At 65.4% G+C, this 23,453-nt stretch carries 17 protein-coding genes and 1 pseudogene; 9 read left to right on the top strand and 9 right to left on the bottom strand.

The window, feature by feature from the left end; genetic code table 11:
* Window positions 1-2: 2 nt before the first annotated feature.
* From J4D28_RS17300 to J4D28_RS17315, 4 genes are read left to right on the top strand one after another with little or no spacing between them, the layout of a single operon-like run.
* Window positions 3-1,052 carry a branched-chain amino acid ABC transporter permease gene (locus J4D28_RS17300; protein WP_016701810.1) on the top strand — a complete coding sequence of 350 codons (1,050 nt, stop codon included), beginning with the start codon at window positions 3-5 and terminating at the stop codon, window positions 1,050-1,052.
* Window positions 1,053-1,078: 26 nt separating this feature from the next.
* Window positions 1,079-2,419 carry an ABC transporter substrate-binding protein gene (locus J4D28_RS17305; RefSeq protein WP_103331369.1) on the top strand — a complete coding sequence of 447 codons (1,341 nt, stop codon included), beginning with the start codon at window positions 1,079-1,081 and terminating at the stop codon, window positions 2,417-2,419.
* 3 nt (window positions 2,420-2,422) lie between these two features.
* A complete protein-coding gene (locus J4D28_RS17310) occupies window positions 2,423-3,190 on the top strand; it encodes an ABC transporter ATP-binding protein (protein ID WP_081361879.1) in 768 nt (255 codons plus the stop codon).
* A gap of 14 nt (window positions 3,191-3,204) precedes the next feature.
* Window positions 3,205-4,638 carry an FAD/NAD(P)-binding protein gene (locus J4D28_RS17315; protein ID WP_103331368.1) on the top strand — a complete coding sequence of 478 codons (1,434 nt, stop codon included), beginning with the start codon at window positions 3,205-3,207 and terminating at the stop codon, window positions 4,636-4,638.
* Between the two features lie 107 nt (window positions 4,639-4,745).
* Here the strand turns inward: J4D28_RS17315 and J4D28_RS17320 are convergent, their stop codons facing one another.
* The 3 genes from J4D28_RS17320 to J4D28_RS17330 all read right to left on the bottom strand — a co-directional run bounded on the left by J4D28_RS17320 (window position 4,746) and on the right by J4D28_RS17330 (window position 7,761).
* Entirely contained in the window at window positions 4,746-5,861 is a 1,116-nt protein-coding gene (locus tag J4D28_RS17320) for a Gfo/Idh/MocA family protein (RefSeq protein ID WP_103331367.1), read from the bottom strand.
* Between the two features lie 39 nt (window positions 5,862-5,900).
* Window positions 5,901-6,050: a hypothetical protein gene (locus J4D28_RS17325; protein ID WP_158250323.1), complete on the bottom strand. Its 150-nt coding sequence runs from the start codon at window positions 6,048-6,050 to the stop codon at window positions 5,901-5,903.
* A gap of 109 nt (window positions 6,051-6,159) precedes the next feature.
* Window positions 6,160-7,761: a serine/threonine-protein kinase gene (locus J4D28_RS17330; protein WP_103331366.1), complete on the bottom strand. Its 1,602-nt coding sequence runs from the start codon at window positions 7,759-7,761 to the stop codon at window positions 6,160-6,162.
* 411 nt (window positions 7,762-8,172) lie between these two features.
* On the opposite strand from J4D28_RS17330, the gene J4D28_RS17335 reads away from it, so the two are divergent.
* Window positions 8,173-8,934 carry an alpha/beta hydrolase gene (locus tag J4D28_RS17335; protein ID WP_103331364.1) on the top strand — a complete coding sequence of 254 codons (762 nt, stop codon included), beginning with the start codon at window positions 8,173-8,175 and terminating at the stop codon, window positions 8,932-8,934.
* Between the two features lie 10 nt (window positions 8,935-8,944).
* Here the strand turns inward: J4D28_RS17335 and J4D28_RS17340 are convergent.
* The 6 genes and pseudogenes from J4D28_RS17340 to J4D28_RS17365 all read right to left on the bottom strand — a co-directional run.
* Window positions 8,945-9,106 (bottom strand): annotated as a pseudogene (locus tag J4D28_RS17340) (hypothetical protein); the annotation flags it as partial.
* A gap of 311 nt (window positions 9,107-9,417) precedes the next feature.
* Window positions 9,418-13,149, bottom strand: coding sequence for an autotransporter domain-containing protein (locus J4D28_RS17345; RefSeq protein ID WP_103331363.1), 3,732 nt, complete (start codon window positions 13,147-13,149; stop codon window positions 9,418-9,420).
* A 502-nt stretch (window positions 13,150-13,651) separates the two neighbouring features.
* Window positions 13,652-14,419, bottom strand: coding sequence for an SDR family oxidoreductase (locus tag J4D28_RS17350; RefSeq protein ID WP_009048507.1), 768 nt, complete (start codon window positions 14,417-14,419; stop codon window positions 13,652-13,654).
* A gap of 35 nt (window positions 14,420-14,454) precedes the next feature.
* The gene (locus tag J4D28_RS17355; RefSeq protein ID WP_028682694.1) at window positions 14,455-15,522 is read right to left on the bottom strand and encodes a phosphotransferase family protein; all 1,068 of its coding nucleotides are present in this window, start codon (window positions 15,520-15,522) and stop codon (window positions 14,455-14,457) included.
* 273 nt (window positions 15,523-15,795) lie between these two features.
* On the bottom strand, window positions 15,796-16,746 hold the full coding sequence (locus tag J4D28_RS17360) for a 2-hydroxyacid dehydrogenase (protein ID WP_009048509.1): 951 nt from the start codon (window positions 16,744-16,746) through the stop codon (window positions 15,796-15,798).
* A gap of 328 nt (window positions 16,747-17,074) precedes the next feature.
* A complete protein-coding gene (locus J4D28_RS17365; protein ID WP_041986584.1) occupies window positions 17,075-17,614 on the bottom strand; it encodes a cysteine hydrolase family protein in 540 nt (179 codons plus the stop codon).
* Between the two features lie 623 nt (window positions 17,615-18,237).
* On the opposite strand from J4D28_RS17365, the gene J4D28_RS17370 reads away from it, so the two are divergent.
* The 4 genes from J4D28_RS17370 to J4D28_RS17385 are packed head-to-tail and all read left to right on the top strand — an operon-like array spanning window position 18,238 to window position 23,370.
* On the top strand, window positions 18,238-18,720 hold the full coding sequence (locus J4D28_RS17370) for a formate dehydrogenase subunit gamma (RefSeq protein ID WP_009048511.1): 483 nt from the start codon (window positions 18,238-18,240) through the stop codon (window positions 18,718-18,720).
* Window positions 18,714-20,273 (top strand): NADH-quinone oxidoreductase subunit NuoF, encoded by a 1,560-nt coding sequence (locus J4D28_RS17375; protein WP_103331362.1) that lies wholly within the window; start codon window positions 18,714-18,716, stop codon window positions 20,271-20,273. The genes J4D28_RS17370 and J4D28_RS17375 overlap by 7 nt, the downstream gene beginning before the upstream one ends.
* The gene (fdhF, locus tag J4D28_RS17380; protein ID WP_103331361.1) at window positions 20,270-23,146 is read left to right on the top strand and encodes a formate dehydrogenase subunit alpha; all 2,877 of its coding nucleotides are present in this window, start codon (window positions 20,270-20,272) and stop codon (window positions 23,144-23,146) included. Before J4D28_RS17375 ends, fdhF begins: the two co-directional genes overlap by 4 nt.
* Window positions 23,143-23,370, top strand: a complete 228-nt coding sequence (locus J4D28_RS17385) for a formate dehydrogenase subunit delta (protein WP_103331360.1) — start codon at window positions 23,143-23,145, stop codon at window positions 23,368-23,370. The genes fdhF and J4D28_RS17385 overlap by 4 nt, the downstream gene beginning before the upstream one ends.
* The last annotated feature ends 83 nt before the right edge of the window (window positions 23,371-23,453 follow it).

Below are 23,453 nucleotides of genomic sequence, written 5' to 3' on the forward strand. Positions count from 1 at the left end.
CCATGTCCATTCCCTTGACCCAGGCCACCGCGCCTGTGCTGTTGGTCCCGCGCCGCCTGCCCTGGGGCCTGGGCGGCCTGTTGCTCCTGGCCTTCGTCGGCGTGCCGCTGGTGGGCAACGACTATTGGCTCAACGCCATTTTGATTCCGTTCCTGGTGCTGTCCCTGGCCGGGCTCGGCCTCAACCTGCTCACCGGCTACACCGGCCAGACCTCGGTCGGCGCCGCCGGCTTCATGGCGGTCGGCGCCTTTGCCACCTACGGGTTCCTGCTGCGCCTGCCGGAGCTGGGGCTGCCCCTGGCCTTGCTCGGCGGCGGGTTGGTCAGCGCGGCGGTGGGCTGGCTGTTCGGCCTGCCCAGTTCGCGGATCAAGGGCTTCTACCTGATGGTCACCACCCTGGCGGCGCAGTTCTTCCTGGAGTGGCTGTTCGTCAAGTTTCCCTGGTTCTACAACTACGGCTCCTCGGGGACCATCTCGGCGCCCCGTCTGAGCCTGTTCGGCCACGACCTCAATACCCCGGTCGGGCGTTACCTGCTGACCCTGGCCTGCGTGCTGCTGTTGACCTGGGTCGCGCTGAACCTGGTGCGCAGCCAGGTCGGGCGCAACTGGATGGCGATCCGCGACATGGACACCGCGGCGGCGGTGATCGGCATTCCGGTGGCACGCTACAAGCGCCTGGCATTCGCCGTCAGCTCCTTCTACCTGGGCATCGCCGGCGCCCTGTGGGCGTTCGCCTACCTGGGCACGGCCAGCGCCAGCAGCTTCGATATCAATCGTTCGTTCCAGATCCTGTTCATCATCATTATCGGCGGCATGGGCAGCGTGGCCGGCAACTTCGTCGGCGCGGCCTTTATCAGCCTGCTGCCGATCCTGCTCAGCCACGTCGGGCAAGCGCTGTCGGGCGGTGCGGTGGATGCCGGGCAGTTGCAGAACCTGCAGAAAATCATCTTCGGCGTGCTGATCATCCTGTTCCTGATCAAGGAACCGGAGGGGCTGATCCGCCTGCTGGGCAATCTCCGGCAACGGCTGGGCCACTGGCCGCTGCGTTTCTGAATTCCACTGCTGAGTAGAGAGAAAATATGCGTGCATCCTTGAAACGTTCCCTGGCCGGCGCCGTGGTGGCGCTGGCGATCCTCGGCGGTGCGGCGCCCGTGGCGCAGGCCGCGGCGGACCAGCAGTTCTTTCCGCTGGCCACCTACCGGGTCGGTGCCTATGCCTCCAGCGGGGTGCAGGTGTGGGCCGGCATGATCGACTACCTGAACTACATCAATCAGGTGGAAGGCGGGATCAACGGGGTCAAGCTGGTCTGGCAGGAGTGCGAGACCGAGTGGACGGCGGAGAAGGGCATCGAGTGCTACGAGCGCTTCAAGAACGGCCTGGACGGCGCGCCGGTGGCGGTCTACCAGCCCAACGGCGCCCCGGCGGCCTATGCCCTGAGCGAGCGCGCCGAGGTCGACAAGATCCCGCTGATCACCCTGGGCTACGGCCGTACCGAGGCCACCGACGGCACGGTGTTTCCCTATAACTTTCCGGTGATGCTGACCTTCTACAGCGAGGCCTCGACCCTGGTGAACTACATCGCCGAGCGCGAGGGCGGCTTCGACAAGCTCAAGGGCAAGAAGATCGCCACGGTCTACCACGACTCGGCCTATGGCCGGGAAACCCTCGGCCCGCTGAAGCTGCTGGCGGAGAAATACGGCTTCGAGAACATCCAGATCCCGGTGGCCGATCCGGGTAACGAGCAGTCGGCGCAATGGCGCCAGGTGCGCCAGCAGAACCCCGACTGGGTGTTCCTGCGCACCTGGGGCGTCTCGACCCCGGTGGCGGTGAAGACCGCCGCGCGCTTCGGCTTCCCGGTGGACCACATCATCGGCGACATCTGGGCCAGCTCCAGCGAAGACGTATTGCCGGCCGGCGCCGCGGCCAAAGGCTATCTGGCGCTGACGCCGTATCCGGCAGGAAGCGATTTCGAGATCCACCGGCGCCTCAAGCAACACATCCTCGACCAGGGCAAGAGCGACCTCAAGGACCTGAAGAACTTCGGCAGCGTGTACTACAACTCCGGGCTGGTGAACGCCGCGGTGGCGGTCGAAGCGATCCGCACCGCCCAGGGCAAGTTCGGCAAGCGCCCGCTCAATGGCGAAGAAGGGCGCTGGGGCCTGGAGCACCTGAATATCGACGATGCCCGGCTCAAAGACATGGGTTACCTGGGGTTGATGCAGAACCTCAAGCTGTCCTGCCGCGATCACGAGGGCGGCGGTTCGGCGCGGGTGCAGCAGTGGGACGGCGCCCACTGGACCCTGATCAGCGACTGGATCGCCGCCGACCGCGCCTTGCTGCGGCCGCTGATCGACGAGAAGTCGGCGGCCTTCGCCAAGGAGAAGAACCTCACGCCACGCAGCTGCGCCGGGGATGAATGACACATGAGCCAGACCGCCCCGGCCGCCACGGCCGATGACCTGTTGCAGGTGCGCGATATCGAGGTGATCTACGACGGGGCGATCCTCGCGGTGGCCGGGGTTTCCCTGGGCGTGCCCGAGGGCGGCATCGTCGCCTTGCTGGGGGCCAACGGCGCCGGCAAGAGCACCACCCTCAAGGCCATCTCCGGGCTGCTGCGCGCCGAGCGGGCCGAGGTCAGCCGGGGCTCGATCGCCTTTCTCGGCCAGGACAGCGCCGGCGTCGACCCGAGCCAGCGGGTGCGCCAGGGCATGGTCCATGTGCTGGAGGGGCGCCATGTGTTCCCGCAGCTGACGGTGGAGGACAACCTGCGCAGCGGCGGTTTTGTCCGTGGCCTGAGCCGCCGGGAGCTGGCCGCCGACCTGGAGCGCATCTACGCCTGGTTCCCGCGCCTGAAAACCAAGCGCGGCACCCGCGCCGGGCTGACCTCGGGCGGCGAGCAGCAGATGGTCGCCCTCGGCCGCGCGCTGATGACCCGGCCGCGCCTGGTGCTGCTGGACGAGCCGTCCATGGGCCTGGCGCCGATCATCGTCCAGGAGATTTTCGAAATCGTCGCGCAACTCAATCGCGAGGCGCGGGTGAGCTTCCTGATCGCCGAACAAAACATTAATGTGGCGCTCAAGTACGCCTCCAGGGCCTACGTGCTCGACACCGGGCGCGTGGCCTGGTCCGGCACGGCCGATGAACTGCTGGCCCGAGGCGATCTGCAGGACTTCTACCTAGGCAGGCACTGACCCGTGAGAACCCCATGAGCCAAACACCCAACGGACAGGCGAGCGGCGCCACCCGTGATGCCGATGTATTGATCGTCGGCGGCGGCCTGAGCGGCGCCTTGCTCGCCGCCCAACTGCTGCGCCTGCCGGGCCGCCGCCAGGTGCGGGTGATCGAGCCGCGCAGCGAGCTGGGGCGCGGCGAAGCCTACAGCGCCGTCGAGCTGGGCCACACCCTGAACGGCAACGCCGCGCGCATGAGCGTCGACCCGGACAACGCCGACGACCTGACCCAGTGGCTGAGCGACTACCTCGCCGCCGGCGGCTGGCCCGAGTCGGAGCAGCAGCCGGTGCCGGTCAGCGAGCTGTTCCCGCCTCGCGGGATCTTCGGCCTCTATGTGCAGCAGCGGCTGGCCGAAGCCCAGGCGATCGGCGCCTTGCAGGGCTCGACGGTGACGCATGTGCGCGCCGAGGCGGTGGATTTGCAGGCCGACGCCGAGGGTGCCTTGTTGACCCTCAACGACGGCCAGCGACTACGCGGCGCCTTTGCCGTGCTGGCCACCGGCATGTTCCCGGCGGCGCGCACGCCGCAGACCGAATCCAGCGGCCTCAACGCCGCCGCGCTGGACCCCTGGGATGTCTCGGCCATGAGCCGGCTCGACCCGCAGGCAACGGTGCTGATCATTGGCTCCGGGCTGACCATGGTCGACGCCGTGGTGTCCCTGGAGCAGGCCGGGCATCGCGGGCCGATCGAGGTGTTCTCGCGCCACGGCCTGTTGCCCCATGTGCGGCGCCAGCCACCGGCCTGGGTCGATTTTCTCGCCGAGGACCCGAGCATCCGCACCCCGCGCCAGCTGTTGCACGAGCTGCGTCGCCAGTGCCGCCAGGCACTGGCGGACGGCGTGGACTGGCAGGCGCCGCTGGACACGGTGCGCGGGCATATCGGGCGCTTGTGGAGCCAGGCCACGGATGGGCAGCGCCGGCAGTTCGTGCGCCATGTACGGCCCTGGTGGGAAAGCCATCACCACCGTTCGCCGCCGCTGAGCGCCGAGCTGGTGGCGCGTTTGCACGGGGAAGGGCGGCTGCGCATCCATGCTGCCTCGTTCAAGGGCTTGGAGCCTTCGGCGGATGGGCGCCTGGCGATTGGCATCCGTCGCCGCGGCGAGACGCAAACCAGCTGGGTCGCGGGGGATGCGCTGATCAACTCCAGCGGCATCGAGTACGACTGGCGCCGGGTGGCCCGACCATTGCCGCAGCAGCTGCTGGCCCGTGGCCTGATCCAGCCGGGACCGCTGGCCCTGGGGATCCGGGCCGACGCCGGCGGCGCGGTGGTGGATGCCCAGGGGCAGGTGGCCAGCCGGCTGTTCGCCATGGGCCCGCCGTTGCGCGGCATGTGGTGGGAAAGCACCGCGGTGACCGATGTGGCCAGCCAGGCCAAGGCGTTGGCGGCGCGGTTGGTTGCATTGGCATAACAACGCCAACCCCCTGTAGGAGCGAGCTTGCTCGCGAAGCGTTGTGTCAGACACACCGCGTTGTTTCTATCGCGAGCAAGCTTGCTCCTACAGGCATGGCGGTGGTTTTAAAGCGGCTCGACATCCACCCAACGCTGCTCCCGCGCCGCGACCCGGATCGCCGCCGCCAGCCGCTCCACCTGCCAGGCCTCGGCGAAATCCGTCCCGCCTTGCCCCTGGCCGCTCAGCGCCATGATCAGTTCATGCACCTCCAGGGTCTTCAGCTCGTTGTAGCCCAGCTGATGCCCCGGGGCCGGGCTGAAGGCGGCGTAGCCGGGCAGGGCGGGCCCGGCCAGCAGGCGCTGGAAGCCGCTGTCGCCGGCACGGTACAGGCGCAGTTCGTTGAGGCGCTCCTGGTCGAAGGCCAGGGTGCCGCGGGTGCCGCTGATCTCGAAACTCAGGTGGTTCTTGTAGCCGTGCTTGAGCCAGCTGCTGCTGAAGGTCCCGCGGGCGCCGCTGGCGAAACGCAGCAGGGCGTGGGCCTGGTCGTCCACGGCAATCGGACGCTGTTCCTGGCTGCCGGCGCTGGCCGGGCGCTGGTGGTGCACGGTCTGGCTGTCGGCGCAGACCGCCTCGACCTCGCCCAGCAGATAACGCGCCATGGCCAGCAGATGGCTGCCCAGGTCGGCCAGGGCGCCACCGGCATGCTGCGGATCGCAGCGCCAGGAGAAGGGCGAGGCCGGGTCGGCCATGAAGTCTTCGCTGAACTCGCCCTGGAAGCTGACGATCTGCCCCAGTTCGCCGCTGTCGATCAGCGCCTTGGCCTGCACGATCATCGGGTTGTGCTGATAGTTGTAGCCGACCCGGGTGACCACCCCGGCGGCCTGGGCCGCGTGTTGCATCTGCTGCGCCTGCTCGACGCTGACCGCCAGGGGTTTTTCGCAGTACACCGCCTTGCCGGCCTTCAGCGCGGCCATGGCCATGGGGAAGTGCAGGTGATTGGGCGTGGTGATTGCCACCAGGTCGACCCTGGGGTCATCGATCAGCCGTTGCCAGTCGCTGTGGGCCCGGGCAAAACCCCAGGCCGTCGCGCAGTGTTCGGCGCGCTGGCTGTCGGCATCGGCCAGCGCCGCCAGGTGCAGGCGCACCGGCAACTCGAACACCGCACTGACATTACGAAACGCCAGCGCATGGGCCCGGCCCATGAAGCCAGTGCCGATCAAGCCTATTCCAAGTTCACTCATAGCCGGACCTTTCAGAATTCTTATTGTAAGGAGTGCTCTTTATGGAATAAAAATTCTGTAATTGCAATCTATAGAATAAATTTTCAGTGGCGCGCCGCTGACGGCCAGGGCTTGGTTGAGCGTGGTTCTCTGCTGGGTGCTGAGTTGCTTCAATTGAGCCAGCCAGTGGTGAAAGGCTGGCGTATCCATGATCGGTAGACCTCCTGGGTGGATGCCTACCTTTCAGACGTGTTCTGGCAACAGGCTATTGAGGCATAGTTTTTATGTCTCGGCCTCGGCTCCGCATGCCCTGGTCACATCAAAAGAGCCTGTTCCACAGGCGTTTGGCCGCATTCGGCTGTTCCGCCCGCTCGCCGGTCGATTGAGGTGCCGAGGGCGGCGGTGAAGGCCGCGCAGCGGACGGGCGCGGCGCTTGGCCACTGCGTTTGCGCTGCTCATGCTGGTCCCTGAGTGCGAGTAGTTCGGGGCTGTCCGGACGGGCTTCCAGGCCATGCTTGATATAGGCCCGCGCCAGGTCGCGATCGCCCTTGGCATACGCGCTTTCGCTCATCTCGGCGTAGAGCAGCGCCACCTGGTTCAACCCGGCCAGCGCCTGGGCGTTCCCCGGCTCCAGGCCGAGCATCTGCCGGTAATAGAACACCGCGCTGTCATCCTCGGGCTCCAGCAGGTGTTCTTCGGCGATGCGCTGCTCGGCCAGTTGCCGGTAGCCGGCGATCCGCGCCGCGGCTACCCGCTGCAGTCCTTGCCGGGCCTGCGCGCTGGCTTCGTCGAGCTGCAAGGCCTGGTTGAAGAAATACTCGGCATTGTCCTGCGCCGGCTCGACCAGCTGGCCCGCCGCCAGGCGCTGTTCGCCACGTGCCAGCAGCTCGGCGATCTCGAACCGCTGCTGCAGGTACAGGCCGGTGCCGCTGGCAGCGCCGAGCAGCAGCAGGCCGCCGAGTGCCCACAGCGCCAGGCGCCTGTTCGGGCTGCGCCGGCGGGCGGGCTCGGGTTCGGGCTCGGGCTCGGCCTGGGGCGGCGCAGGATCGACCAGGGCCGGCGCGAAGCGGGTAGATTCCAGCGCCACCTCGCTGGGCTCGTCCGGTTCGTCCGGTTGCTCTGGCTGGTCCAGCTCATCGAGTGCCTGCAGCAGCGCCCGACAGTCGGCGAAGCGCTGGTTGGGGTCCTTCGCCAGCATCCGCTCGAGCACCGCCTTGTACGGGCTGATGTGCGCCGGCAAGCTCGGCGCCGGCATCTGCACGTGGTTCATCACGGTCTGGGTATAGCTGGCGCCGCGGAACGGGTTGGTGCCGATGAGCATCTCCAGGAAGATCACGCCCAGGCTGTAGATGTCGGTGCGGATATCCAGCGGCTGGCACTGCGTCTGTTCCGGGCTGCTGTAGGCCGGGCTGCCGACCGCGATGCCGAGCCCGGTGAGCTCGCTGTCCATCTCCAGCGCCTTGGCGATGCCGAAATCGGTGATCACCACCGTGCCGTCGCTGCGAAAGAGGATGTTCGCCGGCTTGATATCGCGGTGGATCAGGCCCTGCTCATGCACCACGGCGAGGCCGGTGGCGATCTGCCGGACGATATCCAGGGCGCGTCTCGACTCGAACACCTCGCCCTTGTGCCGGGCCAGGTCGCCGCCGCCGACGAACTCCATGGCCAGGTAGTAGCGGCCATCGGCCAGTCTGTTGATGTCGTGGATGGTGATGATCGAGGGGTGATGCAACGAGGCGACGATATGCCCCTCGCGGATGAAGCGCTTGCTGAACGCCTCGTCATTGGCGTTGAGCAGTACCTTCACCGCCACCTTGCGGTGCAGCGACTCCTGGGTTGCCAGGTAGACTTCGGCCATCCCGCCTTGGCCAAGCCGGCTATGCACGCTGTAGCCGGGTATCTCGGGTAATCGTTCGTCCATGAAAGAATCCGTGCGCAGCCGCTGATTGAGGTATCACCGATACTGTCGGGCCGGATGTCACCCGTCGGATCAGGTCTCTATGAATTAAGAGCGGGGAACTTTTCCGATAGTTCCCGGCTCGCTGTCTGCTGCCGTCCTGGCGTTTTGCACTGCGCCGGGCTGGGCAGAACCCCGGCCTGTCGGGCCGAATGTCACCCGTCGGGGCTCTAATTGATAAGAGCGGGGAACTTTTCCGATAGTTCCCGGCTCGCCGGCTGCCGCCGTCCTGGCGTTTCGCGCTGCGCCTGGCTGGGCAGGACCCCGGGCGCCGGGTCGAGTGCGCAATGCCGGCATATGAGCCTATCCTGGGGCGCTGCAAGCGCCCGCCGGCGGTCGTTCAGCGGCGCTTCGTAGCCCACGGAGGTGAGCCACATGTCACGAATGGTTTCGCTCCTGGCGTTGCTCGGCGCCTTGTACCTGGCGCTCTGCGTCGCGGCGTGGGGGTTGCAGCGTTCGCTCATCTACTTCCCTCAGCCCCGCGCCATCGCCAGCCCCGCCACGCTGCTCAGGCTGCCGGTCGCCGACGCCGAGGTGCTGGTTTCCGTGAGGCCCCACGACGGCCCGAACGCGTTGCTCTACTTCGGCGGCAACGCCGAGGACGTGTCCCTCAACCTGCCGGAGTTTGCCCGGGCCTTTCCCGAGCATGCACTCTACCTGCTGCACTACCGAGGCTATGGCGGCAGTTCCGGATCGCCCTCCGAGGCGGCCATCGCGGGCGATGCCATGGCCTTGTTCGACAAGGTGCAAGCCGCCCACCCGCGTATCGTGGTGGTCGGGCGCAGCCTCGGCGCGGCTGTCGCCGTGCGCCTGGCCAGCCAGCGTCCGGCATCGCGCCTGGTGCTGATCACGCCGTTCCACAGCCTGCAGGAGTTCGCCGCCAGCCAGTTTCCCTTTCTTCCGGTGAGGTGGCTGCTGCGGGACAAGTTCGAATCCTGGAAATACGCACCGCGCATCGCCGTGCCGACTTTGCTGATCGCCGCCGAACACGACGAAGTCATCCCGCGTTCGAGCACCGAGACGCTCTATGCGCATTTCGCCCCCGGCGTGGCCAGGCTCGAGGTCATCCCGGACGCGGGGCATAATTCGATAGACGCGAGCCCGCGGTTCCTGGAACTGCTCCGCAGCGGGCTGTGAGCGCGCCGGCTTATGCCGGCTCCTCGCGCCTGTCCATGGCCACCTGGCGGATCGGCAGGCGGATCTGCGCCGACAGCACGCGCTTGGCGGCGCCTTCGGCCAGCTCGCCGAGCTGCGGGTGCTGGCTGAGCTTGCCGGCTTCGTCCTGGCGCGGCACGCGCTGGTCGAGCAGGCCCCGCGACCATCCCCAAGACGCTCAGCTTTGGCTTGGCAATGCGGGCAGAGCTGCAAGGCCGGCAAGCCATCCAGCGCTGCTGACGGCCGCGAACTCTGCAGGGCTTGGTTGAGTGGTTCTCTGCCGGGTGTTGAGTTGGCTCAATTGAGCCAGTCAGTGGTGAAAAGCTTGCGTATCCATGATCGGTAGACCTCCTGGGTGGATGCCTACCTTTCAAACTGGTTCTTGCAACAGGCTATTGAGACATCGCCAATAAAAAGGGTGCAATGAACAGTCATTGCACCCATGGGCCGATCACCCGAGCAGGGTCAGAACTGGAAGGTGAACCCCAGGTTGACCGCGCTGCCACCGCCATGGCCGGACACCAGCCCGGTGTAGTTCAGCGACACCAGGGTGTCTTTGCTCATGGCCATTTCCGCAGCGGCCTTGACCACCGCGCCATCGCGAGACACCGGCACGCCGTTCACCGCAAAGGCCGTCGCACTGCCGGCAAATTTCAATGAGGTTTCACGATCCAGGTCGCCGTACTGGTGTTCCCAGCCCAGCTCGCCACGCAAGGTCACCGAGCGGGTGGCGCTCACCGGCAATTGCGTATGACCTCGCAGGCCAAGGGTCGAGAGCGTGGCGTCCTGGCTTTGCTTGCTGCCATGCAAGGCTGCTGCACCGCCGCGTTCCTTGAACGAGTCGTTCTGGAAGTTGATGTAGCTGAGGTTGGCGAAGGGCTCGAAAGCCGCCCACCGGGTGTAGCCGATTTCGCCGAACACCTGATCGGTACGCGCGTTGTAGTTGGCTTTTTCATGGCTCGACTGGTTGCCGTACTTCACGTCACGGGAAGTGTCGAAGCGGTGCCAGGTGGTGGCTCCGCCGAGGCGCAGGGCGATGCTGTCGAAACGTTTGCCGCCATAGATCGACAGGTGATAGTTGTCGCTGTCGGCGGAAGTCCTGGAGGCTCCGTTCAGATCGGTTCGGGTGTAGCCGGTTGCCGCCCCGACGCGCCAGCCATCGCCGACCTCGGTGTCCAGGCCGAGCAGGACGCCGGTGGTGGAAGTGCTGTAGCGCGTGGCGTTGTGATCGGCGTCGACTTGCCTGTGGCCGCCGAGCAATTGCACCCAGCCACCATTGCTGCTGGCCTGGACATCCCTATCGGTATCCAGGGCCTGAGCCTGTTGCAGGCGGCCGTTGACTGCGTCACGCAGGTAACGGCTGTCAGCGATCTGCGCAGCGGCGATGTCGGCGTGCACCTGGCCATCGAGCTGGTTGAAGGCTTGTCGCGCCAGCTCCGCCGAGTCGGAGGCCAGGATGCTCTCGTACACCGGATTACCTGCGCTCAATGTGTCGATGGCGCTGGCGACGGCACGCTCGTTACGGGTCAAGGCTACGCTGGCGAACGCGGTCTGGTTGCGGTAGATGCCCAGGTTCAACTGGTTCGGCTGGTAGTTCAGGCGGGTGTCGAGGAACAAGAAGCCGGGGGCGACGGCAGCGAACTGGCCGTTGATACCCTGGCTGGCGCTGAGGATGTTGAACTGCTGGCCCAGGTAGCTGCTGGCCTGGGCCGCAGACAGCAGGTTGGGGCTGTTTTCCATCGAGAGGGTGACCTGTCCGCCGTTGAGAGTCGCCACGCCCGTGCTCTGGAGGGTGTCGGTCTGCCCGTTGGCGGCGATTTCCACCGCGTACACCGAACCCGGGTTGAACGTGACGTCGCCGGTGTGCAGGGTGCCGACCGAATGGCCGGGGGCCACGGTACCGCCGTTGTTCACCAGCAGGGTGCCGATGCTGCCGTTACCCGCCAGGGTGCCGCCGATACGGGTGATCACCTGGTTATTGGCATCGACGGTGCCCACGGCGCTGCCATCGACCGTCACGCTGGAGGTCAAGCTGCCGTCCACCGAGAGCTTGCCGCCACGGACCCAGGTACTGCCCGAATAGCGGCTCTGCCCGTCGAGTACCAGTTCCCCATCCCCGGACTTTGTCAGGCTGCCGACATAGGTCTGGCCGGTCAGCGGGTCCAGGCCGCGGGTCAGCGTTGCCTGTTCCCGGGCCATGCCGATCTCGTACTGGAACTGATCGTCCGCCGAGGCCCCGGCCGGCAGACCGTTGACCCAGCCTTTGTGCTGCTTGATCGCGCTCCAGGTGGCCTGTTCGGCAGCGTCTTCGCTGCGTCGGGCACGGATCGCTTCGTCGGAGATGTCGTTGGCCCAGATATCGCGGGTGCCGGCGGGCAGCGCCACGGCCAGTGCACCGACGAACTGTCCCGGGCCCTGCATGGCCTTTTTCAGGTTGGGCAGGCCCCAGCCGTTGACCACGCCTGGCACCTGCGGGGTGCCGGGAGCGGCGTCGTGCACCGGTTGCAGGTTGTCGTAGGTGCGTCCTCCCGTCCGGTCGCCGACCGGGGTGTCCGGGCCGTCCGGGGTTTGCAGGGTGGAGGTGGTCAGCAAGACATCGCGGGCCTGGCTCGCGGTCATGTAGGGAAAGCGCTGGATCACCAGGGCCAGGGCGCCGGAAACGCTGGGGGCGGCCGCCGAGGTGCCGTTGGCGTTGGGGATGATCTCGCCTTCCGGTCCTGCGGACGGAATGCCGGAAACCCCCATGACGCACCACCACTTGGAGGTGCCGCAGCGGTTGTAGACCTGGGCGCCGCTCTCGTCATAACCGGTGATGGACAGCCACTTGGATTCCAGGTCCGGCTTGAAATAGGGGAGGTTGGCGTTGGTGTCCGGGTTGGCGCCATGGCTGTCGTTGCCGGCGGAGATGATCTGGATGAACGAGTACTGCCGGCCGGCGTCGGCCATGGCATCCATCCAGGTCTTCTGGCCCGCGTGGGCCTTGTCCCAGAACGGCCGGTAGGCGGCGGTCATGTCCCTGAGGATAGCCTGCGGGCTGTCGCCGACCGTGCCGAAGTGGTTCTCTACGTCATTACGCGAGTTCTGCCCCCAGCTCTGGTTGACGATCGACACTTTTTTCGCCGCCAGCGCGTCGTAGCTGGCCATGAAGGCGTTGTAGTCGAGGTCGTTGGAGCCTTGATAACGGTCGTTGTCGCTGCCGCCGGTGTTGGCCACGAACAGATTGGCGTCGAAGGCGATGCCGTGCATGCCGGTACCATTGCGACTGGCCGCCAGTACTCCGGACATTTCCGTGCCGTGGCCGTCGTTGAAGCTCGGGTCGTACTCACCCGGGATACTGAAGTGCTCACCTTTGTGGAACTCGCCGGCAGGCACCTCCAGCCGATAGCGCGGATGGGTTGCGTAGTATTCGCCGGTAGAGGTGACCGCCTGCACACGGTTTTCGCCTGCGGCGTTCTTGCCCTGGAATTCCGAATGTTCACTGAGGATGCCCGAGTCCAGCACGCCGACGTTTACCCCTTTCCCGGTGATACCCAGGGCATAGGCGTAATAGGCGTTGGTCCGGTCCAGGCCGGAGTTGACCTGGGCTTCCGGAGTCTTCCAGGTTTGCGCGTTATTGCTCCAGTTGCCGGTCGCGGCGGACCATGACTGTCCGGTATTGAGTTGTTTATGCAGGTCCGTGGCCACACCCGGCTCTATATAGGTATAAGGTTGGGCCGCCGGCAGGTTGGTAATAATCGCTTGGGCGAAGTCGAATATGTTCTGGGTATAACGGCCAGAGTTGCTGAACAGGCGACTTTTATAGCGATCCAGATTTTTGTTGTAATCAAGTGGCTTGCTCGTATCGCCGAGCATTGCACTGATCGACAGGTTTTCCGCCTGCAATTCGTAGTTCTGCTGGAGCAACGAGTCGAACTTTGTCGATTGTGCGGCAAACTCTTTGGCTGCCAGGTCCAGGGTATTGCCTACACCAAAACGCAAGTTGGTATACACGGCGCTGCCCGGCGCGAATGACGCAGCGGCGTTCCTGAACGCAGCCTCCAATACCTGGGGTGTATAGGGCGAACCGGTGGGCGGATTATCTGCCAGAGCCATCTGGCCCTGACCCAGCCACAAGGCGATGGCCATTGCGACAGGGCTCAGGGAAGCCGGTTTTAAACGGTTGCTGCGTTTTCCTGAATCGATACCTGCTACGTCCATGTTCCTTTTCCTTGAGATATGTCCTTGGTCGAAACTGATGTTTCGATCTCTTGTAATAGGCAGGGTGTAAATGATGGGCTGAAACAAAGGTGCTGCTTGGAAGCACGTGGTGTGTTTATTGTTTTTACTGAGCAATAGGGAATTCAGTCGCGGTTATCGTTACTGTATCGCTTGATACTCACTAGGTGGTACATATTAAGAAGTCGACAATCAACGAGTTGTCAGTTGTTGATCCTCAAGTTGTTTTTCTTTAAGGCGCACATCGGCCTCCGCTGTTTTCAAACAATGGTTTTTCACATGAGTGGTGTTGCAGAAAACTAACTGCGAGAGGGTTATAGCATGACAAATGAGCTTGTAACAAAATATTTATAGAGTGCTACGAACTTGATACCAGAACTGTGACAGGTTTGGTTTTCTGTTTGAGAAAGGTTGGGGCGAGGTATGGGGGGCGGGCACTAAAAAGGCAGCCCGCAGGCTGCCTTTGTTGTACGGCGAGGATCGCTCAGGACAGGAAACCGCCGTCCACATTCAGCGATACGCCCGTGGTGTAGCTCGAGGCGTCGCTGGCCAGGTAGAGCACGGCGCCGGCCATTTCGCTCGGGTCGGCCACGCGCTTGAGGGGGATCTGCGCCAGGGCGGTCTTGAGGATCGCATCGTTCTTCACCAGCGCCGAGGCGAACTTGGTGTCGGTCAGGCCCGGCAGCAGGGCATTGCAGCGGATGCCGAACTGCGCGCATTCCTTGGCGAAGACCTTGGTCATGTTGATCACCGCCGCCTTGGTCACCGAGTAGATGCCCTGGAAGATGCCGGGGGATACGCCGTTGATCGAGGCCACGTTGATGATGCTGCCGCCGCCGTTGTCGCGCATCAGCTTGCCGGCTTCCACCGACATGAAGAAGTAGCCGCGGATGTTGACGTCGACGGTCTTCTGGAAGGCGCCGAGGTCGGTGTCCAGCACGTTGCAGAACTGCGGGTTGGTGGCGGCGTTGTTGACCAGGATGTCCAGGCGCCCGAACTGTTCGCGGATGCCGGCGAACACCTGGCTGATCTGCTCCATCTCGCCGATATGGCAGGCGATGGCGGTGGCCTTGCCGCCAGCGGCGATGATGGCGTCGGCCACATGCTGGCAGCCTTCGAGCTTGCGGCTCGAGACGATCACATGGGCGCCTTGCTGGGCCAGCAGCTTGGCGATGGCTTCACCGATGCCGCGGCTGGCGCCGGAGACGAAAGCGATCTTGCCGTCGAGGTCGAACAACTGAGTCTTGGACATGGTTTTTCCTTATTGTGTGCCTGGCGCCGGGACGATCAGAGGCTGGATTTTTGGATGACCTGCAGGCTCATCTGCTCCAGCAGCTTGTTCATGTGGATGAACTGCGCGAAGCGTTTGTCCTGGGTCTGGCCATGGAAGAAGCGGTAGTAGATCTGCTGCACGATGCCGGCCAGGCGGAACAGGCCGTAGGTGTAGTAGAAGTCGAAATTGCCGATCTGGATGCCGGCGCGCTCGGCGTAATAGTCGACGAACTGCTGGCGGGTCAGCATGCCCGGGGCGTTGCTCGGCTGGCGGCGCATCAGTTGCACCGGCGCCGGGTCGCTGGCTTCGATCCAGTAGGCCAGGGTGTTGCCCAGGTCCATCAGCGGGTCGCCCAGGGTGGTCAGCTCCCAGTCCAGCACGCCGATGATCTGCATCGGGTTGGCCGGGTCGAGGATCACGTTGTCGAAGCGGTAGTCGTTGTGCACGATGCTGGAGGTCGGGTGATCGGCCGGCATCTTGTCGTTGAGCCAGGCCTTGACCGCTTCCCACTTGGGCGCGTCGGGGGTCAGGGCTTTCTCGTAGCGGTCGCTCCAGCCCTTGATCTGGCGTTGTACATAACCTTCGGGCTTGCCCAGGTCGCTCAGGCCGCAGGCCTTGTAGTCGACGCGGTGCAGCTCGACGAGCTTGTCGATGAAGCTCTTGCACAGGGCTTCGGTCCTGGCCGCGTCGAAACCCAGCTCCGGCGGCAGGTCGGAGCGCAGGATGATGCCCTTGACCCGCTCCATCACATAGAACTCGGCGCCGATCACCGATTCGTCGGTGCAGTGCACATAGGCTTTCGGGCAATACGGAAAGCCGTCCTTGAGCTGGTTGAGAATGCGGTATTCGCGGCCCATGTCGTGGGCCGACTTGGCCTTGTGGCCAAAGGGCGGGCGGCGCAGGACGAATTCCTGCTCCGGGTATTCCAGCAGGTAGGTCAGGTTCGAAGCGCCGCCCGGAAACTGGCTGATCTGCGGGGTGCCGGTCAGGCCCGGAATATGTGCCTTGAGGTACGGATCGATCAGGTTGGCATCGAGTTCCTCGCCGGAGCGAGTACGGGTGGACTGGTCAGTAAGCGCCATGCTTATCCCTTCTGCTTATTCTGGAGGCCAGAGATTATTGACTAATCTAATGCGCCCACCTGAGCGCCACAATCGCCGAAGGGCTTTATAGGTGAGCGTGTTGCCGGACAATCATTGCTTTTGATACAAGCGTTTGAATGTGCCCGGCTTCACTCTAGTCCAGATCGCGGGGCCTGAATGAGCATTCCGACCGGGCTCGTGCATCGGCAGCCGGTTGCTGCGCTGCGGCATGACCTGCACAGCGCGGCGGGCGCCTTTCGTACCGAGCCTGGTTCAGTTCGGGGCAGGCAGGGCGATGGGGGTCAACAGCGGCTGGCCGCTGAAATGGGCGACGAGGTTCTTGCCCACCAGCTCCACCGTGGCCTGGGTCGCTTCCGGCGACAGCCCGGCGACGTGCGGCGTCAGCACCACATTGTTCAGGGTCTTCAAGGCATCCGGCACCCGCGGCTCGTCGTCGAACACGTCCAGGGCCGCGCCGGCGATGCTGCGTTGCTCCAGGGCCTGCAGCAGGTCGGCGGTATTGACCACGCTGGCGCGGGCGATGTTCACCAGGAACCCCTCCGGGCCCAAGGCCTGGAGCACGGCTTTGTCGATCAGCTGGCGAGTGCCCAGGCCGCCGGGTGTGGCGACCACCAGGAAGTCCGAATGCCGCGCCAGTTCGGTCGGGGTCGGGCAGAAACTGTAGGGCACGTCGCTGCGGATCTGCCGGTTGTGGTAGCTGACGCTCATGTCGAAGCCGTTGGCGCAGCGTTTGGCGATGGCCAGGCCGACGGCGCCAAGGCCCAGGATGCCCAGGCGCTTGCCGGCCAGGGAAGGGCGCATGACTTTCGGCCATTCGCCGCGCCGCACGGCGGCATCGGCGCGGGGAATGTCACGCACCAGGGACAGCAACAGGGCCATGGCGTGGTCGGCCACCGACGAGGCGTTGACCCCGGCGCCGTTGCTCACCGCGATCCCGCGGTTGCTCGCCGCTTGCAGGTCGACCTGCTCGTAGCCGGCGCCGATCACGCAGATGATTTCCAGGTGCGGCAGGGCGGCGATTTCTTCGGCGGTCAGGCCCAGCGGGCCACGGGTGAGCACGGCGTTGATCTGCCCGGCATGGGCCTTGATGGCGGCCGCCCGTTCGCTGGGCGTCGGCGCGAGGATCAGGTGGAAGCCCTGGTTTTCCAGGATCCACAGGTAGTCATTGATGGTTTCGACGAGGACCAGAACGGTGGCGGGCATGCGTGTCTCCTGAAGGACTGAAGAGGGACGGACGGCGTACGGCACATCGACGACAACCGGCGTACAGCTCCTGGAGCTGCTGTACCGTGATAAACCACTCAAGCGCTCAAGATTGCGGATTGCAGGGCACTTTGGCAAGGCGCAGTCGCGGGTTTTTCCCGCGGCTGCGGCCTGGAGAATGTCGCCGCTCTCGAGTGCCTTATCGCCAGCAAGCTTGGCTCCTACAGAAGCAGCGGCGATCACGGTCTCGCGCCTGACATGGCTTCTGTAGGAGCGAGGCTTGCCCGCGATAACGGACTGGAGGGCACCACTCCTTCAGGGTGAATGCTCAGAAGCGAATATCAGCAGTTTTCACTCGCCGGACAAAGGCGCCGTCCAGGGTCGCGTTGTGGTGCTCGATGATCGCCCGGGCCGGCAGCGCCGGGGTGTCCATGCAGGTATGGGCATCCTCCACCAGCACGGCGGCGAACCCCAGGTCCAGGACGGCGCGGCAGGTCGCGTCGATGCAGTACTGGGTCTTCATGCCGACAATCACCAGCTCATCGATCTGCTCGGCCCGCAGCTGTTCGGCCAGCCCGGTGCCGACAAAACAATTGGGGCGGGTTTTGTCCAGCCGCAGGTCGCTGGCTTCGAGCTGCAATTGCGGCAGCAGTTGCCACGGCGCGCTGCCGGCGGCGATGGGCGAACCTTGCGGGCCGGTATGGCGCACGGCGATCACCGGCGCGCCGGCCTGCCGGGCGCGGTGGATCAACTGGTTGATGTTGTCGAGCACGCGCTGCCCCTCGAAGGGCTGCTCTGGTCCGTGAAACAGGCCGACCTGCATGTCGACGATCAGCAGGGCGGGGCGCTGGGCCTGGGGTGACGGCATGGTGTTTCTCCTTGTGAGCCAGCTGGACGGAGAAACAAAAGGCCCCGTCCATTGCTGGCGGGGCCTTGGGTTCGACTGCGCTGTTGTCAGCTCATGCAGCGACCACACGACCCGCCGGAAGCGGTCGTGGTGGTAGTGCGGGTGAGGCGGCGCGGGAAAGGATTCATGGCGCCGATCATGGGGCCGGGGTTCGCGCACTGTCAATCCGAGAGGGATGCTGGTTTGAGTGTCCGGGCATTGGCGGTTTTCAGCCGTCGGGCGAAGGCGCCGAAGGCCTGGTGCCGCTTTTTGCAGCGCTGCATCAGCGAGCCGGGCGGGCGGGTAATCGAAGGGCCCCGTGGGCTACGCTGAGCTTGCTTGAGTGTCTTGAGCGGATGCGGGTCAGCGCTCCTGACCAGCAGGTCGCTTTCAGGACACGATGGGTCGCCTGGGTGCAATCGCCGGGCTATGGTGATGGGCAAGCTTCCAGGATGCCCCGGACCCGGTGCGCCAAGACACTTGGCCGGAGAGCAAGAATGGCGACCGAGGATCCACGCCTCCGTGACGTGCTCGGGCGCTGCAGCCGAAGACTCCGGACGGCTGCCGCTATGCGGCGGTGGCGTTCGAGATGCCGAGGTACGTTTATGTCTGATGACACGCTTCACCTGCCTTTGATTCACAGCGTATTGGAGCGCGAAAAGGACACTCCCGGTGCCTTGCTGCCCATTCTCCACGCCATTCAGGACGGTTGTGGGTACATCCCCGACACCGCCATCCCCGAGATCGCCCATGCCCTCAACCTCAGCCTGGCTGAAGTGCACGGCGTGATCAGCTTCTACCACGATTTCCGTACCACACCGCCCGCGCGCCATACCCTGCGCCTGTGCCGGGCCGAGTCCTGCCAGAGCCGGGGCGCCGAACACCTGGCTGCGCAGCTGCGCGAACAACTGTTGCTGGACGACCATGGCACCACCGCCGACGGCAGTATCAACCTGCGTCCCGTCTATTGCCTGGGGGCCTGCGCCTGTTCGCCGGCCCTGGAACTGGACGGCGAGCTGCACGCCCGGATCACCCCCGAGCGCCTGCGCCAGCTGGTCAGTGGCTGCCTGGAGGATGGCGCATGCTGAAGCTCTATATCCCCCGCGATTCGGTGGCCCGTGCCGTGGGCGCGGACAAGGTGGCCGTGGCGCTGGTGCGTGAGGCCGAACGTCGACAACTGCCCTTGGAGCTGTGCCGCACCAGTTCCCGTGGCCTCTATTGGCTGGAGCCGCTGCTGGAAGTGGACAGCGCCGACGGCCGCCTGGGTTTCGGCCCCCTGACCGCGGAGGACGTACCGAGCCTGCTCGACGCCCTGGCGGCAGATCCTGTCAGCCATCCCTTGGCCCTGGGGCCGGTGGAAGAGATCCCCTATCTGAAGAGCCAGCAGCGCCTGCTGTTCGCTCGGGCCGGCATCACCCAGCCGCTGTCCCTGGACGATTACCGCGCCCAGGGCGGTTTCCGCGGCCTGGCCCGGGCCATCCAGATGGCGGGCGATGAGGTGGTCGCCAGCGTGCTCGACTCCGGCCTGCGCGGCCGGGGTGGCGCGGCCTTTCCGGCGGGTATCAAGTGGCGCACCGTGCGCGAAGCCGCGGGTGCCCAGAAATATGTGGTCTGTAACGCCGATGAAGGCGACTCCGGCACCTTCGCCGACCGCATGCTGATGGAGGGCGACCCCTTCCTGCTGATCGAAGGCATGATCATCGCCGGCATCGCCGTGGGCGCAAGCCAGGGCTATATCTACGTGCGCTCGGAATACCCGGACGCCATCGGCACCCTGAACGAGGCCCTGCGCATCGCCCGCGAGGCCGGTTACCTGGGGGCGAACGTGGGCGGTAGCGGCCGCCCCTTCGAGCTGGACGTGCGGGTGGGGGCCGGGGCCTACATCTGCGGTGAGGAAACGGCGCTGCTGGAGTCCCTCGAAGGCAAGCGCGGCACGGTTCGCGCCAAGCCGCCGCTGCCGGCGCTGCAGGGCCTGTTCGGCTTGCCAACGCTGGTGCACAACGTGCTGACCCTGGCCTCGGTACCGATCATCCTGGAGAAGGGCGCGCAGTTCTATCGCGACTTCGGCATGGGACGTTCCCTGGGCACCATGCCGTTCCAACTGGCCGGCAACGTCCGCCAGGCGGGCCTGGTCGAACGTGCCTTCGGCCTGAGCCTGCGCGAGCTGGTGGAAGGTTATGGCGGCGGTACCGCCAGCGGCCGGCCATTGAAGGCGGCGCAAGTGGGTGGGCCGCTGGGCGCCTGGGTGCCCCCCGCGCAGTTCGATACGCCGCTGGACTACGAGGCGTTCGCCGCCATGGGCGCGATGCTCGGCCACGGTGGCGTGGTGGTCGCCGACGACAGCCTGGACATGGCCCAGATGGCTCGTTTCGCCTTGCAGTTCTGCGCCGAGGAATCCTGCGGCAAGTGCACGCCGTGCCGGATCGGCTCGACCCGCGGGGTAGAGGTGGTGGACCGCTTGATCGCCAGCACCGACGCCGCGGCCCGCGAGGAACAGGCGCTGCTGCTGCAAGACCTCTGCGACACCCTGCAATACGGCTCGCTCTGTGCCCTGGGCGGGATGACTTCCTACCCTGTCGCCAGCGCCCTCAAGCACTTTCCCGCCGACTTCGGTCTGGCGACCACGGAGGCTGACCAATGATCAATATCTTCGACCCAACCAGTGATATCGACCTCGGCACCCCGGCCCGCGAAAGCGCGGTGCAGGTCAGCCTGACCATCGACGGCCGGGAAATCAGCGTGGCTTCCGGCACTTCGGTGATGCGCGCCGCGGCACTGCTCGGCACCACCATCCCCAAACTCTGTGCCACCGACAGCCTGGAAGCCTTCGGCTCCTGCCGCATGTGCCTGGTGGAGATCGAGGGCATGCGCGGCTATCCGGCCTCCTGCACCACGCCGGTGACCGAGGGCATGGTCGTCCACACCCAGACTTCCAAACTCGCCAGCCTGCGGCGCAACGTGATGGAGCTGTACATCTCCGACCACCCGCTGGACTGCCTGACGTGTTCGGCCAACGGCAACTGCGAGTTGCAGACGGTGGCGGGGCAGGTGGGCCTGCGGGAAGTGCGCTACGGCTACGAGGGCGCCAACCACCTGGACGAACAGAAGGACGTCTCCAACCCCTATTTCGACTACGACCCGAGCAAGTGCATCGTCTGCAACCGCTGCGTGCGCGCCTGCGAGGAAACCCAGGGCACCTTCGCCCTGACGATCAGCGGGCGCGGCTTCGATTCGCGAGTGGCGGCGGCCGGCGGCGACAATTTCCTCGACTCCGAGTGCGTGTCCTGCGGCGCCTGCGTGCAGGCCTGCCCGACCGCGACCCTGATGGAAAAGAGCGTGGTGGAAATCGGCCAGCCCGAGCGCAGCGTCATCACCACCTGCGCCTACTGTGGCGTGGGCTGCTCCTTCCGCGCCGAGATGAAAGGCGAGCAACTGGTGCGCATGGTCCCGGACAAGAACGGCCAGGCCAACCACGGCCACTCCTGCGTCAAAGGGCGCTTCGCCTGGGGCTACGCCACCCACCCGGACCGCATCACCAAGCCGATGATCCGTAAGCACATCAGCGATCCGTGGCAAGAGGTCAGCTGGGAAGAGGCGGTCACCTACGCGGCCAGCGAGTTGCGCCGCATCCAGTTGAAATACGGACGCGATTCCATCGGTGGCATCACCTCCAGCCGTTGCACCAACGAAGAGACGTACCTGGTGCAGAAGCTGGTGCGCACCGCCTTCGGCAACAACAACGTCGACACCTGCGCCCGGGTCTGCCATTCGCCCACCGGCTACGGCCTCAAGCAGACGCTGGGCGAGTCCGCCGGTACCCAGAGTTTCGACTCGGTGATGCAGGCCGACGTCATCCTGGTGATGGGCGCCAACCCCACCGACGCGCACCCGGTATTCGGCTCTCAGCTCAAGCGCCGCCTGCGCCAGGGCGCGCGGTTGATCGTCATCGACCCGCGGCGCATCGACCTGGTGGATTCGCCCCATGCCCGTGCCGACCTGCATTTGCAGCTGCGTCCGGGCACCAACGTGGCCATGCTCAACGCATTGGCCCATGTGATCGTCACCGAGGGCCTGGTCAACCAGACTTTCGTCGATCAGCGCTGCGAAGCGGCGGACTTCGCCCGCTGGCGCGATTTCGTCAGCCTGGCGGAGAATTCCCCCGAGGTCCTGGGGCCGATTTGCGGGGTGCCGGCCAAACAGATCCGCGAGGCCGCGCGGCTGTACGCCACCGGTGGCAACGCGGCCATCTACTACGGCCTGGGCGTCACCGAGCACAGCCAGGGCAGCACCTCGGTGATGGGCATCGCCAACCTGGCGATGGTCACCGGCAACATCGGCCGCGAGGGTGTCGGGGTCAACCCGCTGCGCGGGCAGAACAACGTCCAGGGCTCCTGCGACATGGGTTCCTTCCCCCATGAGCTGCCTGGCTATCGGCATATTTCCAACGAGGCGGTGCGCGCCGAGTTCGAACAGGCCTGGAACGTGACCCTGCAACCCGACCCGGGCCTGCGCATCCCCAACATGTTCGAGGCGGCCCTGGACGGCACCTTCAAGGCGCTCTATTGCCAGGGCGAGGACATCGCCCAGAGCGACCCCAACACCCAGCACGTGACCGCCGCCCTGACGGCCATGGAGTGCGTGGTGGTGCAGGACATCTTCCTCAACGAGACGGCCAAGTTCGCCCATGTGTTCCTGCCGGGCAGCTCCTTCCTCGAGAAGGACGGCACCTTCACCAACGCCGAACGCCGCATCTCGCGGGTGCGCAAGGTCATGGAACCGCTGGCCGGCAAGGCCGACTGGGAGGCCACCATCGCCCTGGCCGACGCCCTGGGCTACAAGATGCAGTACAGCCATCCATCGGAGATCATGGATGAGATCGCACGCCTGACCCCGACTTTCCACCGTGTCAGCTACGCCGAGCTGGACCGTCACGGCAGCCTGCAATGGCCGTGCAACGATGCCGCGCCGGACGGCACGCCGACCATGCACATCGATGAGTTCGTGCGCGGCAAGGGCCGCTTCATGCTCACCGGCTACGTGCCCACCGAGGAGAAGGTCAACAGCCGCTACCCGTTGCTGCTGACCACCGGGCGCATCCTCAGCCAGTACAACGTCGGCGCCCAGACCCGGCGCACCGACAACGTGGCCTGGCACGAGGAGGACCGCCTGGAAATCCACCCGACCGACGCCGAGAACCGCGGCATCGTCGATGGCGACTGGGTCGGCATCGGCAGCCGCGCCGGGCAGACGGTGTTGCGGGCCAAGGTCAGCGAGCGGGTGGCGCCGGGGGTGGTCTACACCACCTTCCACTTCCCGGAATCGGGCGCCAACGTGATCACCACCGACAACTCCGACTGGGCCACCAACTGCCCGGAATACAAGGTGACGGCGGTGGAGGTGGTGCGGGTCAACCAGCCTTCCGAATGGCAGAAACGCTATCAGGCGTTCAGCGATGAACAGGGGCGCCTGCTGCGGGAACGTCGTCATGCCGAGAAAGCCGAGGTACGCCGATGAGCAGCGAAAGCCTGATCAAGATGGCCAACCAGATTGCCCAGTTCTTCGCCAGCGAACCGGACAAGGCCCAGGCAGTGCGCAGCGTGCGCCAGCACCTGAAAAGCTTCTGGACGCCGGCCATGTGCAGAGAGTTGACCGCCTGGGAGGTGACACACCCCGGCGCGGTGCTGCACCCCCTGGTGCAGGCGGCGTTGAAGGAAGAGGAAACGCAAGGGCAGGCCTAGCGTCTGCCGATGGCGGGCAAACCTTGAACCGGACCGCCTTGTTGCAACCAACCAGAAGCCAGGGCCTTGCCCTGGCTTCTGCG

It is taken from the genome of Pseudomonas sp. GW531-T4 (assembly GCF_017349615.1).
In the GTDB taxonomy this organism is placed as follows: Bacteria; Pseudomonadota; Gammaproteobacteria; order Pseudomonadales; family Pseudomonadaceae; genus Aquipseudomonas; species Aquipseudomonas chlororaphis_I.